Source organism: Pseudomonas sp. PS01299, from assembly GCF_029960145.1.
Classification (GTDB): Bacteria; Pseudomonadota; Gammaproteobacteria; order Pseudomonadales; family Pseudomonadaceae; genus Aquipseudomonas; species Aquipseudomonas putida_A.
The window spans coordinates 1-15,589 of the sequence record NZ_JASCPO010000033.1; the positions used below are offsets into that span (position 1 = coordinate 1).

The window sequence follows — 15,589 nt, forward strand, 5'->3', positions numbered from 1 at the left end:
GCTCGCGAAGGCGGTGTGTCAGGCAACCGATTTGTCGACTGAAGAGACGCCTTCGCGAGCAAGCCCGCTCCCACAGGGGGTTGTGGTGATCAAGCGGTCACGGCCTGCTCCACCAGATGCCCGCTGTCGATCCGCACATGTCTAGGGTGGAAACGCTTCAGGCTGCTGCGGTGGCCGACGCTGACGATGCTCAGGCCCGGCAACTGATCGATCAGCGCCTGATACAACGTTGCCTCATCCTCTTCATCCATCGCCGACGTCGCTTCGTCCATGTACAGCCATTGCGGTGCGTAAAGCATGGCACGGGCGAAAGCCAGGCGTTGCTGCTCACCCGGCGACAGCATGCGCTGCCAGTGATTGGCTTCGTCCAGACGCGCAACCAGATGCGGCAGTCGGCAAGTTTCCAGCACCTCGGCGTAGCGCTCCGGCGCATAGGTATCGCCCGGCTGTGGATAACTCAAGGCCTCGCGCAAGGTGCCGATCGGCAGGTACGGTTTCTGCGGCAGGAACAGGTAACGCGCCGCCGGCAGCCGGATGTTGCCGTGGCCCGCCGGCCACAGATGCCCCATCGCCCGCAGCAACGTCGACTTGCCGCTGCCGGATCGGCCGCTGAGCATCACCCGCTCACCCGGCTCGACTGTCATGTCGGCGCTGGTCAGCAGATGACGACCATCAGCCAAGTCCAGACCGAGGTTGTGCACTTGCAATTCACTGCCCTGATTCTGCACGTCGATGGCCGGCGTACGCTGTTCGTTATCGGTCATGGCCTGACGGAAACTCAGCAGACGATCACAGGTGGCGCGCCACGAGGCCAGCTCTTGATAGGCGCTGATGAACCAGCTGAAACTCTCCTGGACGTTGCCGAATGCCGAGCTGATTTGCATCAGTTCACCCAGCTCGATCTTGCCGGCGAAGTAACGCGGCGCCGCAACGATAAACGGAAAGATCACGGCTGCTTGGCTGTAGCCGGCGGTAAAGAAGGTCAGTCGTTTGGACACTTTCATGATGTCCCAGAAGTTGTGCCAGACCAGACCGAAACGGCTGCTCAGCCGGCGGTTCTCGTTCGGCTCGCCGTTGTACAACGCGATGCTCTCGGCATTCTCACGAATTCGAACCATGGAGAAACGCAGGTCAGCCTCGAAACGCTGTTGTCTGTTGTTCAGGCCGATCAAGCGCCGACCGATCAAATGCGTCAGCCAACTACCCACCCCTGCGTAAATCAGCACACACCAGAACATGTAACCGGGAATCGTAACCCCGAACACTTCGATGCTGCCCGATACACCCCAGAGGATGATCGAAAAAGACACCAGACTGACGACATTGCTCAGCAAGCCAATACCCAGGCTTAAGGTGGTGGCGGTGAACTTGTTGAGGTCTTCTGAAATCCGCTGGTCCGGGTTATCGGTGTAACCGCCCTGCTCCAGCTGGTAGTAATTCTTGTCGGCAAGCCAACGGGAGAAATGCTTTTCGGTGAGCCAGGCCCGCCAGCGAATCGTCAGCATCTGGGTCAGATACAGCCGGTACACGGCACCGACAATCGCCACGGCCGCAATGCCGCAAAAATACAGAATCAAGCGCCAGAACGCCGCTTCATCCTTCTTTTGCAGGGCGTTGTAGAAGTCCTTGTACCAGGTGTTGAACCACACCGAGATGCCCACGCTCAGCAGCGAGAGCGCGATCACCGCAATCAGCAGCGTCCAGGCCTTGCCCTTCTCTTCACTGCGCCAGTAGGGCGTGATGATCGCCCACACCTTGCGAAAAAACTGCCCGCGCACAGCATCGTTGACCGCGGAATATTCAGCGTTCTGATTCATGGAAAAGGCTCGATAAAGAAAAGAACAGACACGCACCGATCATAGTTGATCGGTTCGTTTTATCGCCAGAGTGGGACTGGCTCATTCAGGGATTGTTCAGATTGATGGGGGTTTCAGTATCGCAGCGAGCGCACGTACCGTTCATCGGGACTGTCAGAGTTGACAGTAGAGGGGGGCTATTCAGGCTGATCAACTGGGCTGGCCTCCTGCAAGGAATTCGCTGTGAATCAGGAGAGCAGATTACCCCTCTGACAACGAAAGGAATTGGTCATGAACAAAGAAGAAAACCCGCTTAATGCTCCAACCAGCGATTCGATCAGGAATGGCAAACTGTCTATCAGCAAGCTCGGGAATTCGGGAACTACATTCACATTCGGGTCCAAAAACTCCGAGGTTCATATCGATGCTGCCTGGATCGGTTATGCCTCCGGAAAGAAATCCGAACAGAAAGGCGGTAAAAACAACGAGCTTATTCTCCCGGTATCAAAAGCTACCTTGGAAAGCTGGTTGGGGCTGGATCTCTACGCGCAATGCAAAGCGACACTGGGTGAAAAACAATACTCATCGCCAAAAACATTCTTCACGGTTGTAGATTGAACCCAAGGCGCTACCCGAATGCAGGGTAGCGCCTGTTTCATTCAATCCAGCTCATTCGGCCAGAAAACCTCTCAACGACGAACCGGGCGCTTCTGCAGCTTGCGCTGCAGGGTGCGGCGGTGCATGCCCAGGGCGCGGGCAGTGGCGGAAATGTTGCCTTCGTGTTCGGTCAGCACACGCTGGATGTGCTCCCATTGCAGACGGTCAACCGACATCGGGTTTTCCGGCACCAGACTGTCGAGGTCGGCGTGCTCGGAGAGCAGCGCGGCCAGTACGTCGTCGGCGTCGGCCGGTTTGCACAGGTAGTTGCAGGCGCCGCGCTTGATCGCTTCGACCGCGGTGGCAATGCTCGAATAACCGGTGAGGATCACCACGCGCATTTCCGGGTCCAGCTCCAGCAGCTTGGGCAGCAGCACCAGGCCGGAGTCGCCGTCCATTTTCAAGTCCAGCGCGGCGTAGTCCGGCAGGTCGGCCTGGGCGATGGTCAGGCCTTCTTCGGCGGAACCTGCGGTGCTGACGCGAAAGCCACGACGAGCCATGGCACGGGCCATTACTCGGGTGAACGTTGCGTCGTCGTCGACCAGCAGCAAATGCGGCAGTTCTTCGCCTTCGACTTGGATTTCGTCACTCATGTTGGTCTCCTCGGGCGCCGTGGGGCAGGCGCAGCTCGGTGAGCGTGCCGCCTTCCTCATGACTATAGAGTTTCACTGAGCCGCCGGCGCGTGTCACGCTGGCCTTGCTCAAAAACAGGCCCAGGCCGAAACCTTTGCCCTTGGTGGTAAAAAACGGTTTGCCGATCTGCTCGGCAATGGCCAGCGGCACACCGGCGCCGTGGTCACGAATACTGATGGTCACGGTTTCCGCGTCCCAGTCCAGCGTCACCTGGAGATTTTCCGGGCAGGCGTCGGCGGCGTTGTTCAGCAGGTTGAGCAGCGCCTGAGTCAGATCCGGCGGCGGTGCCATGCGCGGGACTGCGCCCTGGCCGAGACGCTGGAAGCGATAACTGGCTTCCGGACGCATCAGGTGCCAGCGGTTCAGCGCTTCGTCGAGCCATTGGGTGACATCCTGCATTTCCACGGCCATACGGCGGTTGGCTTCGGCGGCGCGCACCAGTTGCTGCAGGGTTTCTTTGCAGAGTTTGACCTGGTCCTGCAGCACCTTGAGGTCGTCCTGCAGCATCGCGTCGGGATGATCCTGCTGCATTTCCTTGAGCAACACACTCATGGTCGCCAGCGGCGTGCCGAGTTCATGCGCGGCGCCGGCCGCCTGAGTGGCGACGGCGAGCAATTGCTGATCGCGCAGGCCTTCTTCGCGGCGAATCGCCCGCAACTCTTCCTGACGACGCAGCTCTTCAGCCATGCGCGCAGCGAAAAACGTGATGACCGCAGCCGCCAGCGCGAAGCTCAGCCACATGCCGTAGATCTGCAGGTTCTCGCGGGCCACCGGCAGAGTTTCCAACGGGTAGAAACGCGTGAGCATCACGGTGTACAGCGCCAGCGCGATACCCGACAGAATCACCGAATAACGCCACGGCAGCGTCACCGCCGCGATGGTCAGCGGCACCAGATAGTAGGAAACGAACGGGTTGGTCGAACCGCCGGAGAAATACAGCAACGCACTGTGGATCACCAGATCGCAGGCCAGTTGCAGGGCGTATTCGAGTTCAGTCACCGGCCATGAAGTGCGCAGGCGCACGGCGGTGAACACGCACAGCAGAATCGAGCAGCCGAGGGTCATCGCCAGTTGCACCCACGGCAACGGCAGCAGTTGCAGCCAGTAGGCCAGGCCGACGGAACCGGCCTGCGCGGCGAGCACCAGGGTGCGAATGAAGGTCAGCCGCCAGAGGTTCTGGCGAGTGGCGGAAGTCAGTTGTACGGGGGCGAGCATGAGCTCTCCTGATGAGCGCTCCAGGCGGATCGCACGGAGTATAACCAAGCCGCGCCTTTGAGAGGCGAAAGTGCGGCAAATGACCACATGGCGCTACCAGAAAAATCGGCTACCTCACACGAAATTCCGAGGCATGAAGAGATCAACTGTGGTGAGGGGATTCATCCCCGATCGGCTGCGCAGCAGTCGTAAAACCTGCGCCCCCATTCTCCTGAAATAAATCTAGTTGCAGCATTTGGGCGGCTTCGCCACCCATCGGGGATAAATCCCCTCACCACAGAGTGCTTTCAACTTGCGGACATCTGTATAGAAGTTGTAACTGGGCGAACCGGAGCATAAAAGCTAGAGTCTGATGGTTTCACGCAGGCCCCCCGATCCAGCACCTGCGCCCTCATCAAGGAGCTTTCATGCACACATTTCGCCGCAGCGCCGCCCTTCTCGCCCTGACCGTCGGCAGCATCGCCAGCCTTCCGGCGCTAGCCGCCGATGAGCTGCACTACAACCAGATTTCCCTGCGCGCCGAAGTCAGCCAGGAAGTGGCCCGCGACCTGATGATCGTGACGCTCTACACCGAAGCGCAAAACACCGACCCGGCCAAACTCGCCGCCGACGTCAGCACCACCATGAACAAGGCACTCGCCCAGGCCAAGCAAGTCAAAGACATCACCCTGCACCAGGGCAGCCGCAACAGCTACCCGATCTACGACACCAAGGGCCAGAAAATCACCGGTTGGCGTGAACGCGCCGAACTGCGCCTGGAAAGCGCCGACTTCGCCGCCCTGTCCAAACTCACCGGCGAACTGCTGACCGACCTGAAAATGGGCGGCATGGACTTCGCCATCGCCGAGCCGACCCGCAAGGCCAGCGAGGACAAGTTGCTGAAAGAAGCCGTCATCGCCTTCAAGGCCCGCGCGCAACTGGCCACCGATGCACTGGGCGGCAAGGGCTACAAAATCGTCAACCTGAACCTCAACAGCAATGGCTTCCCGCAACCGTACATGCGCGCCCCGATGATGATGAAAGCCGCCGGCATGGCGGATTCGGCACCGGTCACGCCAGAAGTTGAAGCCGGCACCAGCCAGGTCAGCCTGACCGCCGATGGCTCGATCGAAGTGCTGATGCAGTGAATTGATGTGCGATGAATGAGAAACCGGCGATCAGAGATTGATCGCCGGTTTTTTTGTGCCTGGATTTTGTGGTGAATGTTCCGTCGCCATCGCGAGCAGGCTCACTCCTACAATTTGGAATGCGTTCCCCTGTAGGAGTGAGCCTGCTCGCGATGAACGATAACGCGGTCTCAAGCCTGCGGATCCACCCGATCCAGCGCCCGATTCACCGCCAGCTCAGCGAGCATGATGATCTGCTGAATCGCCAGCGCCGTATTGCGCTGCGGACGACTGAGCTGATCGGCGAAATCGCTGGCCATGGTGTTGGCCGAGGCCAGGGATTCACAGGCATGCGCCAGCAGGCTTTCCGTGTCGATGCCCGGATGGACGAGGAACATCGAACTCGGGGGGCGCGGTTTTGTAGCTTCGGGGCTGAGGTAGAAGTCGAGGGCGCGTTTGATCGCTTCGCGGTTTTTTGCAAGGTCTTCGGCGTTGAGGGCTTCGGTGAGTGGGGTTGTTTCTGGGGGTGGATCGGGGACAGGCTTGGACATTGATAGCGTTCCTAATCAAAAGCCATTCACTCGCCGTTTCTCACGCGGCGGAGTGGTGGCAGCAATGTGCGGGGTGAGAAACCGGTAGGAACAAGCCCGGCCGGACCGAAGCCCGCCCGCACACAGCCGCCATAGAACATTGCAGCAGCAGAAATGCCGGCGGCAATTATGGTGGTACTGATTGTGGATTAACAGTTCCTGCGGGTTCTCACACCCGATCGCTGAGTTTTCAGCGACAGCCCAAGGCTAGAGAGCTGGCGTCCGAGGGACAACCTGAAAACCTTGTGGGAAGGTTCTGGTTATTTGACACAGATTTAAACAGCCAAAAGCCAACCCTCACCCTAGCCCTCTCCCGGAGGGAGAGGGGACTGACCGAGGTATTTGGGGGAGCTACGCCGACATGAAATACCGAGCCGAACTCCAATTTTGAAAAGCCCAAAAATCGGCCCCCTCTCCCTCGGGAGAGGGCTGGGCGGGCGGCGTTCCGATGAGGGGCAAATCCACCACAAAACCAAAGCCGCCCCCCCGCTTTCACCACTCAACAGGATGAGCGTTAGCTCGGCTGCGGCTTTTGATCTGTAAGGCGACGTCGGAAGACTGAGTGGAGGGATTGATCCGGGGGTGGGAGCGCAGCGACCGTTTGGCGCAGCCAAACACAGCGAGAGGAGGTGCAGCGAAGCAAACCGTAGGCGCTGCCCCCGGATCGATCCCGGAGCGAAGGGACCCCGAGCCCCAGCGAGCGGGCCGAACGCAGGAGCAAGCCTTTTTGGTTACTTTTTCGGCGTCTGGAAAAAGTGACCCGCCGTAAGGGCGGAACCCCAAGCCGCCGTTACCGCAGCAACGGATATGCACCCAAAAGCCCCAGATATACCGAGATAGACATCTCAACAGGAAAAACGATATTTCCGAAGTCCCCCAAATCCCCGCTACCCTGAAAACACAACCACCTCCAATCGACCCGGGGACTCCATGCCAAGATCCACCCTCAAACCGCTCCTGATCTCCCTGGCCCTGGCCGCAACCACCCCAATCGCCAACGCCGCCACCACCCTTGTCTACTGCTCCGAAGCCAGCCCGGCAGGCTTCGACCCCAGCCAATACACCAGCGGCACCGACTTCGACGCCTCCGCCGAAACCGTCTTCAACCGCCTCACCCAATTCCAGCGCGGCGGCACCGACATCGAACCCGGCCTGGCGACAAAATGGGACGTCTCCAGCGACGGCCTGCAATACACCTTCCACTTACGGCAAGGCGTGAAATTCCACACAACGGAATATTTCACCCCGACCCGCGACTTCAACGCCGACGACGTACTGTTCACCTTCCAGCGCCTGCTCGACCCCGACAACGCCTTCCGCAAGGCCTACCCCGCCGAGTCCCCGTACTTCACCGACATGGGCCTGAACACCACGATCAAATCGGTAGAAAAAATCGACGATCAGACCGTGCGCTTCAACCTGAACAACGTTGACGCCGCGTTCGTGCAAAACCTCGCCATGAGCTTCGCCTCGGTGCAATCGGCCGAATACGCCGCGCAACTGCTAAAGGAAGGCAAAGCCGCCGACCTCAACCAGAAACCGGTGGGCACCGGCCCGTTCGTATTCAAGCGCTACCAGAAAGATTCGCAGATCCGCTACGCCGCCAACCCGGCCTACTGGAAACCCGAAGACGTGAAGATCGACAACCTGATCTTCTCGATCACCCCCGACGCCGCCGTACGCCTGCAGAAACTCAAGGCCGGCGAATGCCAGGTCAGCGGCTACCCGCGCCCGGCCGACATCGAAGTCATGGAGAAAGACCCGAACCTGCGCGTGCTCAAGCAGCCCGGATTCAACCTCGGCTTCCTCGCCTACAACACCACTCACCCGCCATTGGACCAGCTCAAGGTCCGTCAGGCACTGGACATGGCCATCGACAAACCGGCAATCATCAAAGCCGTTTACCAGAGTGCCGGCCAACTGGCGCAGAACGCCTTGCCGCCGGCGCAATGGTCGTATGACCCGAACATCAAGGACGCGCCATACGACCCGGCGAAAGCCAAGGCGCTACTCAAGGAAGCCGGGGTTGCGCCGGGTACCACCATCAACCTGTGGGCGATGACGGTGCAGCGCGCCTCAAACCCGAATGCACGCATGTCGGCGCAGATGATCCAGCAGGATTGGGAGAAAATCGGCATCAAGGCCAACATCGTCAGCTACGAATGGGGCGAGTACATCAAGCGTGCGAAAAATGGCGAACACGACGCGATGATCTATGGTTGGACAGGTGACAACGGCGACCCGGACAACTGGCTCGGCGTGCTCTACAGCTGCGCGGCAGTCAAGGGCAGCAACTACGCCAAGTGGTGCGACCCGGCCTACGACAAACTGGTGCAGCAGGCCAAGGTGACCACCGACAAGGCGCAACGGGTAAAACTGTATCAACAGGCGCAACTGATCCTTAAACAGCAGGTGCCGATCACCCCGATCGCCAACTCCACGGTGTTCCAGCCGCTGCGCAAGGAAGTGACCGACTTCAAGATCAGTCCGTTTGGCCTTACGCCCTTCTACGGCGTGGGTATAAATAAGTAACACCGAGCCCCAATGCGGCGCGCACAACGTGACCAGCGCACCGTTTTGGGGCTTCGTTTGCACCGTAAAATCCACCCGCAAACGGTCAAATGCGTCAAAAGTTATACAGATGCGACATTAAGGTACGTACGTGCCACCGTTTAACGCTCGCTCACACTCTGGATCTTGCATTGGGTATGGCCCCTGCATAAGTATCCGCAGGCACGACTCACGAGGTCGTACCTCAATATTAAAAAATGACAACAAATCATGAGGCCAACATGCTTAAACACGCGGTCATTCCGTTTTTAGTCGGCGCAGGCTTGTTAGCCTCCGCACCTTTCGCATCCGCTGCGACTAACCTGGTGTTCTGCTCCGAAGGGAGCCCGGCCGGTTTTGATCCAGGCCAGTACACCACCGGAACCGACTTCGACGCCTCAGCCGAAACCATGTTCAACCGTCTGAGCCAGTTCGAGCGTGGCGGCACCGCCGTTATCCCGGGCCTGGCCACCAGCTGGGACATTTCCCCGGACGGCCTGACTTACACCTTCCACTTGCGTGAAGGCGTCAAGTTCCACACCACCTCGTATTTCAAGCCGACTCGTGAGTTCAACGCCGACGACGTGCTGTTCACCTTCAATCGCATGATTAACAAGGATGACCCGTTCCGTAAGGCGTACCCGACCGAATTCCCGTACTTCACCGACATGGGGATGGACACCAACATCACCAAGATCGATAAAGTCGACGACCACACCGTCAAGTTCACGCTGAAAGAAGTCGACGCCGCGTTCATCCAGAACATGGCCATGAGCTTCGCCTCGATCCAGTCCGCCGAGTACGCTGCCCAGCTGCTCAAGGAAGGCAAGGCTGCCGACATCAACCAGAAGCCGATCGGCACTGGTCCGTTCGTGTTCAAGAGCTACCAGAAAGACTCGAACATCCGCTACACCGGCAACAAGGATTACTGGAAGCCTGAGGACGTGAAGATCGACAACCTGATCTTCGCCATCACCACCGACCCGTCGGTACGTATCCAGAAACTGAAAAAGAACGAGTGCCAGGTCACCCTGTTCCCGCGTCCGGCGGATCTCGCGGCGCTGAAGGCCGACAAGACCCTGAAGATGCCTGACCAGGCCGGTTTCAACCTGGGCTACATCGCCTACAACGTGATGGACAAGGTCAAGGGCAGCAACGAGGCTAACCCGCTGGCTGACCTGCGCGTACGTCAGGCGCTGGACATGGCGGTGAACAAGCCGCAGATCATCGATTCGGTTTACCAGGGCGCCGGCCAGCTGGCCGTCAACGCCATGCCACCGACCCAGTGGTCCTACGACACCACCATCAAGGACGCCAAGTACGATCCTGAAAAAGCCAAGCAACTGCTCAAGGAAGCTGGCGTCAAGGAAGGTACCGAGATCGTTCTGTGGGCGATGCCGGTTCAGCGTCCGTACAACCCCAACGCCAAGCTGATGGCTGAAATGCTTCAGTCCGACTGGAAGAAGATCGGCCTGAACGTGAAGATCACCAGCTACGAGTGGGGCGAGTACATCAAGCGTTCCAAAGGTGGCGAGAACCAGGCCATGATCATTGGCTGGAGCGGTGACAATGGTGACCCGGACAACTGGCTGAACGTGCTGTTCGGCTGCGACTCGCTCAGCGGCAACAACTTCTCCAAGTGGTGCGACAAGAAGTTCGACGGCCTCGTCAAGGAAGCCAAACGCACTACCGACCAGGCCAAGCGCACCGAACTGTACAAACAGGCGCAACACGTCCTCAAAGATGCAGTCCCAATGACACCTATCGCTCACTCGACGGTGTATCAACCCATGCGCGCCAACGTGCAGGACTTCAAGATCAGCCCATTCGGCTTGAACTCCTTCTACGGCGTCAGCGTCAGCAATTAAAAGAAACAGCGGCGACGTTTAAAGCGGCGCCGCTGTTTTTTTTCTGCCGACTAGCCAGGAATTTGCCTACAGCCATTTCCACCCTGCTCTAACAGGGAGGTACATGACGTGTTGCCTTTTCCTACGAGTCTTTAGGACTCAGCGCATTTACTGCCAGACCCACGGCACCTACCGTCGGGTTCTGACCAGTTTCTGCGTGGGCCACCGGCTTGCTGTACGTACTGGATTGAGCTCAATGCCACCTCAGCGTCCCTGGACGGGACCGCGGTGCATTGAACAACACTACAAAAAAGAGGGAGCGTCATGCGCCATACCTTGGTTTTTTCCGCACTGCTGGGCGCCGGCCTGTTGGCCGCCACGTCCGCCAGTTACGCCGCCAGCAACAGCCTGGTGTTCTGCTCCGAAGGCAGCCCGGCGGGTTTTGATACCGCGCAATACACGACGGCCACCGATAACGATGCCGCCGAGCCGCTGTACAACCGCCTGGTCGAGTTTGAAAAAGGCGCGACCAACGTCGTACCGGGACTGGCAACCAAGTGGGATATTTCCGAGGATGGTCTCAAGTACACCTTTCACCTGCGTGAAGGTGTGAAATTTCATACAACGCCGTACTTCAAACCGACGCGCGATTTCAACGCCGACGACGTGCTGTTCACGTTTAACCGCATGCTCGATCCGCAACAGCCATTCCGTAAGGCTTATCCGACCGAATTCCCGTATTTCAACGGGATGAGCCTGAACAAGAACATTGCCAAGGTCGAAAAGACCGGGCCGCTGACCGTGGAATTCACGCTCAACAGCGTCGACGCCGCGTTCATCCAGAACATCGCCATGAGCTTCGCTGCCATCCTGTCCGCCGAATACGCCGACAAGCTGCTGGCCGAAGGCAAGCCGAGCGACATCAACCAGAAGCCGGTCGGCACCGGGCCGTTCGTGTTCAAGAGCTATCAGAAAGACTCGAATATCCGTTACACCGGTAACGAGCACTACTGGGACCCGAGCCGGGTCAAGCTGAAGAACCTGATCTTCGCGATCAACACCGACGCTTCGGTGCGCGTGCAGAAGCTCAAGGCCGGCGAATGCCAGATCACTCTGCACCCGCGCCCTGCCGATGTTGAAGCGCTGAAGGCCGACCCGAAACTGCAGCTGATTTCCAAGCCGGGCTTCAACCTCGGCTACATCGCCTACAACGTGCGCCACAAGCCCTTCGACCAGCTCGAAGTACGTCAGGCGCTGGACATGGCGGTGAATAAACAGGGGATTCTCAACGCTGTTTATCAAGGCGCCGGGCAACTGGCGGTCAACGCCATGCCACCGACCCAGTGGTCCTACGACGACAGCATCAAAGACGCCGCCTACAACCCGGAAAAAGCCCGCGAGCTGCTCAAGGCTGCCGGCGTGAAAGAAGGCACCGAGATCACCCTGTGGGCGATGCCGGTGCAGCGTCCATACAACCCGAACGCCAAACTGATGGCCGAAATGCTCCAGGCAGACTGGGCGAAAATCGGTCTGAAAGTGAAGATCGTCAGCTACGAATGGGGCGAGTACATCAAGCGCACCAAGAATGGCGAGCACGATATCAGCCTGATCGGCTGGACCGGCGACAACGGGGACCCGGACAACTGGCTGGGCACCCTGTACAGCTGCGACGCCATTGGCGGCAACAACTATTCCATGTGGTGCGATCCGGCGTACGACAAGCTGATCAAAGAGGCCAAGGTCGTCACCGATCGCGACCAGCGCACCACGCTCTACAAACAGGCGCAGCAGTTGCTCAAGCAGCAAGTGCCGATCACGCCTGTCGCCCACTCGACGGTCAACCAGCCGTTAAGCGCCCGGGTTGAAGGCTTCAAGGTCAGCCCCTTCGGTCGCAATGTGTTCTCGGGCGTCAGTATCGATTAACCCAACCGATTAGCCGCAACGCTGAGGGGGCTGTCTATCCCCCTCACGCAAGCGCTTTGCCGAAATTCGCCAATCAGGCCTTTTGCAAACGTTTGCGATGTGTGAATGAGTTCTAAACCAATAACCGGCCAACCCAAAAAAGCCGGCATAAAAAGAAAGTAAAGGAGCTTCACCCATGAAACTGAGCAGCACCGCGATACTGGCCTTGGCCATCAGCAGCATCACCGCTACGGCGTATGCAGAACCTGTCAGTCAGGAATTCGTACCGACCACTCTGGCCGGCAGCAGCGCCCAAAGCGAGGCCAAAGGTTTTGTCGATGGACAAAGTCTGGGCGGCACCACGCGTAACTGGTATGCCAACGAACTGCGTCGTCGCGACGACACTTTCAGCTACGTGAAAAACAGCGACAAGAATACTTCGCCAGTGGTCCGGACCAAGACCCCGCGCCGTATCAACTGGGTGCAGGGCACAATCGTCAACTACACCTCGGGCTTTACCCAAGGTACCGTTGGCGTCAGCACCGAGGTGGCGGCCTACAACGCCATCGCTCTCGACCGCGACCGCAAGGACATTGCTGGCGGCTCCAACCGCACCCTGGCGCACTCCGACGGCGACGCTGTCGACCAGTGGAGCAAACTGGGTCTGGCCAACGTCAAGTTCCGTGTTTCCAACACTACGCTGACCGCGGGTCGTCAGAATTTCAGCACCCCGATCGTCGACGTCATCGGCAACCGTCCGCTGCCTTCGAGCTTCGAAGGTATCAGCCTGCACAGCGAAGAATTCAACAACCTGTCGTTCGACCTGGCCGGTTTCGACCGCGTCTCGCCTCGTACCGAGCAGAGCCTGTCGAAATTCCGCAGTGAGTACAACGCCAACGGCGCGGAAACTGACAAGGTCTACACCGGCGGCGTGAACTACCAGCCGCTCAAGAGTCTGAAAACCAGCCTGTACGTAGCCAATGTCGAAGACTTCTGGAACCAGTACTACTTCGGCGCCACCCACGAACTGGGTGATAGCCAGGTACTGAGCCTGACCACCGGCCTGAACTACTACAAAACCGTCGACGAAGGCAAAAAGTTGATGGGCAACATCGACAACGACACCTACTCGCTGTCGTTCGGCCTGACCCACCAGGCTCACAGCCTGACCTTCTCGTACCAGCAAGTGAACGGTGACGAGTACTTCGACTACCTGCACGAAACCAACGGCATCTACCTGGCCAACTCCCTGCTGTCGGACTTCAACGGCCCGAACGAGAAATCCTTCCAGATCGCCTATGGCATCAACATGGCCGAATACGGCGTGCCAGGCCTGAAGTTCAACATCTATCAGGCTCGCGGCTGGGGCATCGACGGGACTCACTACACCGGTACTGCCTACACCGTCCCAGGTGACAAGCGCGGCGACCTGAGCCTGATGGACGGCGAAAGCCACTACGAATACGGCATCGGCGCCTCTTACGCTGTGCAGAGCGGCCCTCTGAAGGCCACCGCGATTCGCGCGACTTACACCACTCACCGCGCGAGCGAGCACCAGGCTGACGGCAACATCAACGAGTTCCGTCTCGTGACCACCATCCCGTTCAACATCCTGTAAAAACCGCCAACCGACGGCTGACTCATGACGAGTCGGCCGTTCGGTTTTTGTCTTCAACCGATTGCAGAGGGTTATCGATGAAAATGCTTCCCCTACGTGCGGCCGTTGCTGCCGCGTTGTTGAGCGCCGCCATCGGCGTCTCGGCCAAACCCTTGGTGGTCTGCACCGAAGCCAGTCCGGAAGGCTTCGATATGGTCCAGTACACAACTGCAGTCACTGCCGATGCGGTGGCCGAAACGATCTTCAACCGTCTGGCCGACTTCAAACCCGGCACCACCGAAGTGATTCCGGCACTGGCCGAATCCTGGGACATCAGTGAAGACGGCCTGACGTACACGTTCCACCTGCGCAAAGGCGTCAAGTTTCACACCACCGAATACTTCAAGCCGACCCGCGACATGAACGCCGACGACGTGGTCTGGAGCTTCCAGCGTCAGCTGGACCCGAATCACCCGTGGCACAAACTGTCGAGCGTGGGCTTCCCGTACTTTGAAAGCATGGGCTTCAAGGAACTGCTCAAAAGCGTAGAGAAAGTCGACGACAACACGGTCAAGTTCACCCTGACCCGCCGCGAAGCGCCGTTCCTGGCCGACATCGCCATGGCGTTCTCCTCGATCTACCCGGCCGAATACGCCGACCAGTTGCTCAAGTCTGGCAAAACTGCCGACCTGAACAGCAAGCCGATCGGCACCGGTCCGTTTATCTTCCAGCGCTACGCCAAGGATGCGCAGGTGCGCTTCAAGGCCAACCCGGACTACTTCCGTGGCAAGGCCCCGGCTGACGCGCTGATCCTGGCGATTGCCACCGACAACAACGTGCGCCTGCAGAAGCTCAAGGCCAACGAGTGCCAGATCGCGCTGTATCCGAAACCGGATGACATCCCGAGCATCAAGAAAGACAGCAACCTGAAAGTCGACGAGATGGACGCGATGACCGTCTCGTACATCGCCATGAACACCCAGCACAAATACATGAGCGACGTGCGCGTGCGTAAGGCCATCGACATCGCGTTCGACAAGGAAGCCTACGTCAACGCGCTGTTCGGCAAAGGCAACGCCAGCGTGGCGGTCAACCCGTACCCGCCGACGCTGCTGGGCTACAACCACGACCTGAAGAACCCGCCACGCGATCTGGACAAGGCACGCGCCCTGCTCAAGGAAGCCGGGGTTCCGGAAGGCACCGTGTTTACCCTGTTTACCCGTAACGGTGGCGGCCCGACCAACCCGAACCCGATGCTGGGCGCGCAGATGATGCAGGCTGACCTGGCCAAGGTCGGAATCAAGATCGACATCCGCGTCATGGAATGGGGCGAAATGCTCAAACGCGCCAAGGCCGGCGAGCACGACATGGTGTCGGCCGGATGGGCGGGCGACAACGGCGACCCGGATAACTTCCTGACGCCTATGCTCAGTTGCGAAGCAGCCAAGAACGGCGAAAACTACGCGCGCTGGTGCAACGAGAAATTCCAGACCCTGCTCGACGAAGCACGGGCTAAAGTAGATCCGGCCGAACGCGCCAAACTCTACGAACAGGCCCAGGTGCTGTTTAATCAGGACCAACCGTGGATCAGCATGGCCCACACCCGGATGTTTACCGCAATGCGCAACAACGTAGAGGGTTATCACATCAGCCCTCTCACAACCAATAACTTCGCCACTACCCAGGTGAAGTAGAT

Annotated in this window: 11 protein-coding genes; 7 read left to right on the top strand and 4 right to left on the bottom strand. The window is 58.8% G+C overall.

The window, feature by feature from the left end; all coding sequences use genetic code 11:
- Positions 1-89 precede the first annotated feature (89 nt).
- Positions 90-1,817: an ABC transporter ATP-binding protein/permease gene (locus tag QMX91_RS08805; protein ID WP_134785434.1), complete on the bottom strand. Its 1,728-nt coding sequence runs from the start codon at positions 1,815-1,817 to the stop codon at positions 90-92.
- A 270-nt stretch (positions 1,818-2,087) separates the two neighbouring features.
- Between QMX91_RS08805 and QMX91_RS08810 the strand changes: the two genes are divergently transcribed.
- Complete coding sequence (locus QMX91_RS08810; protein WP_282412564.1) at positions 2,088-2,414, top strand: hypothetical protein; 327 nt, start codon at positions 2,088-2,090, stop codon at positions 2,412-2,414.
- 71 nt (positions 2,415-2,485) lie between these two features.
- Here the strand turns inward: QMX91_RS08810 and QMX91_RS08815 are convergent, their stop codons facing one another.
- Positions 2,486-3,046 (bottom strand): response regulator transcription factor, encoded by a 561-nt coding sequence (locus QMX91_RS08815; protein WP_003221630.1) that lies wholly within the window; start codon positions 3,044-3,046, stop codon positions 2,486-2,488.
- The gene (locus QMX91_RS08820; RefSeq protein ID WP_202370190.1) at positions 3,039-4,301 is read right to left on the bottom strand and encodes an ATP-binding protein; all 1,263 of its coding nucleotides are present in this window, start codon (positions 4,299-4,301) and stop codon (positions 3,039-3,041) included. Before QMX91_RS08820 ends, QMX91_RS08815 begins: the two co-directional genes overlap by 8 nt.
- A gap of 407 nt (positions 4,302-4,708) precedes the next feature.
- Here QMX91_RS08820 and QMX91_RS08825 point away from each other — a divergent pair, with 407 nt between their 5' ends.
- The gene (locus tag QMX91_RS08825; RefSeq protein ID WP_282412565.1) at positions 4,709-5,428 is read left to right on the top strand and encodes an SIMPL domain-containing protein; all 720 of its coding nucleotides are present in this window, start codon (positions 4,709-4,711) and stop codon (positions 5,426-5,428) included.
- Positions 5,429-5,598: 170 nt separating this feature from the next.
- Here QMX91_RS08825 and QMX91_RS08830 read toward each other — a convergent pair whose 3' ends face one another.
- Positions 5,599-5,958 (bottom strand): DUF6124 family protein, encoded by a 360-nt coding sequence (locus QMX91_RS08830; RefSeq protein WP_210558896.1) that lies wholly within the window; start codon positions 5,956-5,958, stop codon positions 5,599-5,601.
- A 969-nt stretch (positions 5,959-6,927) separates the two neighbouring features.
- Between QMX91_RS08830 and QMX91_RS08835 the strand changes: the two genes are divergently transcribed.
- The 5 genes from QMX91_RS08835 to QMX91_RS08855 all read left to right on the top strand — a co-directional run bounded on the left by QMX91_RS08835 (position 6,928) and on the right by QMX91_RS08855 (position 15,587).
- The gene (locus QMX91_RS08835; RefSeq protein WP_282412566.1) at positions 6,928-8,529 is read left to right on the top strand and encodes an ABC transporter substrate-binding protein; all 1,602 of its coding nucleotides are present in this window, start codon (positions 6,928-6,930) and stop codon (positions 8,527-8,529) included.
- Between the two features lie 260 nt (positions 8,530-8,789).
- Positions 8,790-10,415 carry an ABC transporter substrate-binding protein gene (locus QMX91_RS08840; protein ID WP_139055907.1) on the top strand — a complete coding sequence of 542 codons (1,626 nt, stop codon included), beginning with the start codon at positions 8,790-8,792 and terminating at the stop codon, positions 10,413-10,415.
- A gap of 303 nt (positions 10,416-10,718) precedes the next feature.
- On the top strand, positions 10,719-12,317 hold the full coding sequence (locus QMX91_RS08845) for an ABC transporter substrate-binding protein (RefSeq protein ID WP_098967187.1): 1,599 nt from the start codon (positions 10,719-10,721) through the stop codon (positions 12,315-12,317).
- A gap of 175 nt (positions 12,318-12,492) precedes the next feature.
- Positions 12,493-13,914, top strand: coding sequence for an OprD family porin (locus QMX91_RS08850; RefSeq protein ID WP_134785428.1), 1,422 nt, complete (start codon positions 12,493-12,495; stop codon positions 13,912-13,914).
- A gap of 77 nt (positions 13,915-13,991) precedes the next feature.
- Positions 13,992-15,587, top strand: coding sequence for an ABC transporter substrate-binding protein (locus QMX91_RS08855; RefSeq protein WP_098967183.1), 1,596 nt, complete (start codon positions 13,992-13,994; stop codon positions 15,585-15,587).
- Positions 15,588-15,589: the final 2 nt, after the last annotated feature.

Excerpts from the sequence above, each read along its gene's own strand:
- QMX91_RS08830 (WP_210558896.1), bottom strand. The coding sequence starts at position 5,958 with ATGTCCAAGCCTGTCCCCGATCCACCCCCAGAAACAACCCCACTCACC.
- QMX91_RS08825 (WP_282412565.1), top strand. The coding sequence starts at position 4,709 with ATGCACACATTTCGCCGCAGCGCCGCCCTTCTCGCCCTGACCGTCGGC.
- QMX91_RS08850 (WP_134785428.1), top strand. The coding sequence starts at position 12,493 with ATGAAACTGAGCAGCACCGCGATACTGGCCTTGGCCATCAGCAGCATC.
- QMX91_RS08815 (WP_003221630.1), bottom strand. The coding sequence starts at position 3,046 with ATGAGTGACGAAATCCAAGTCGAAGGCGAAGAACTGCCGCATTTGCTG.
- QMX91_RS08810 (WP_282412564.1), top strand. The coding sequence starts at position 2,088 with ATGAACAAAGAAGAAAACCCGCTTAATGCTCCAACCAGCGATTCGATC.
- QMX91_RS08820 (WP_202370190.1), bottom strand. The coding sequence starts at position 4,301 with ATGCTCGCCCCCGTACAACTGACTTCCGCCACTCGCCAGAACCTCTGG.
- QMX91_RS08845 (WP_098967187.1), top strand. The coding sequence starts at position 10,719 with ATGCGCCATACCTTGGTTTTTTCCGCACTGCTGGGCGCCGGCCTGTTG.
- QMX91_RS08835 (WP_282412566.1), top strand. The coding sequence starts at position 6,928 with ATGCCAAGATCCACCCTCAAACCGCTCCTGATCTCCCTGGCCCTGGCC.
- QMX91_RS08840 (WP_139055907.1), top strand. The coding sequence starts at position 8,790 with ATGCTTAAACACGCGGTCATTCCGTTTTTAGTCGGCGCAGGCTTGTTA.
- QMX91_RS08855 (WP_098967183.1), top strand. The coding sequence starts at position 13,992 with ATGAAAATGCTTCCCCTACGTGCGGCCGTTGCTGCCGCGTTGTTGAGC.
- QMX91_RS08805 (WP_134785434.1), bottom strand. The coding sequence starts at position 1,817 with ATGAATCAGAACGCTGAATATTCCGCGGTCAACGATGCTGTGCGCGGG.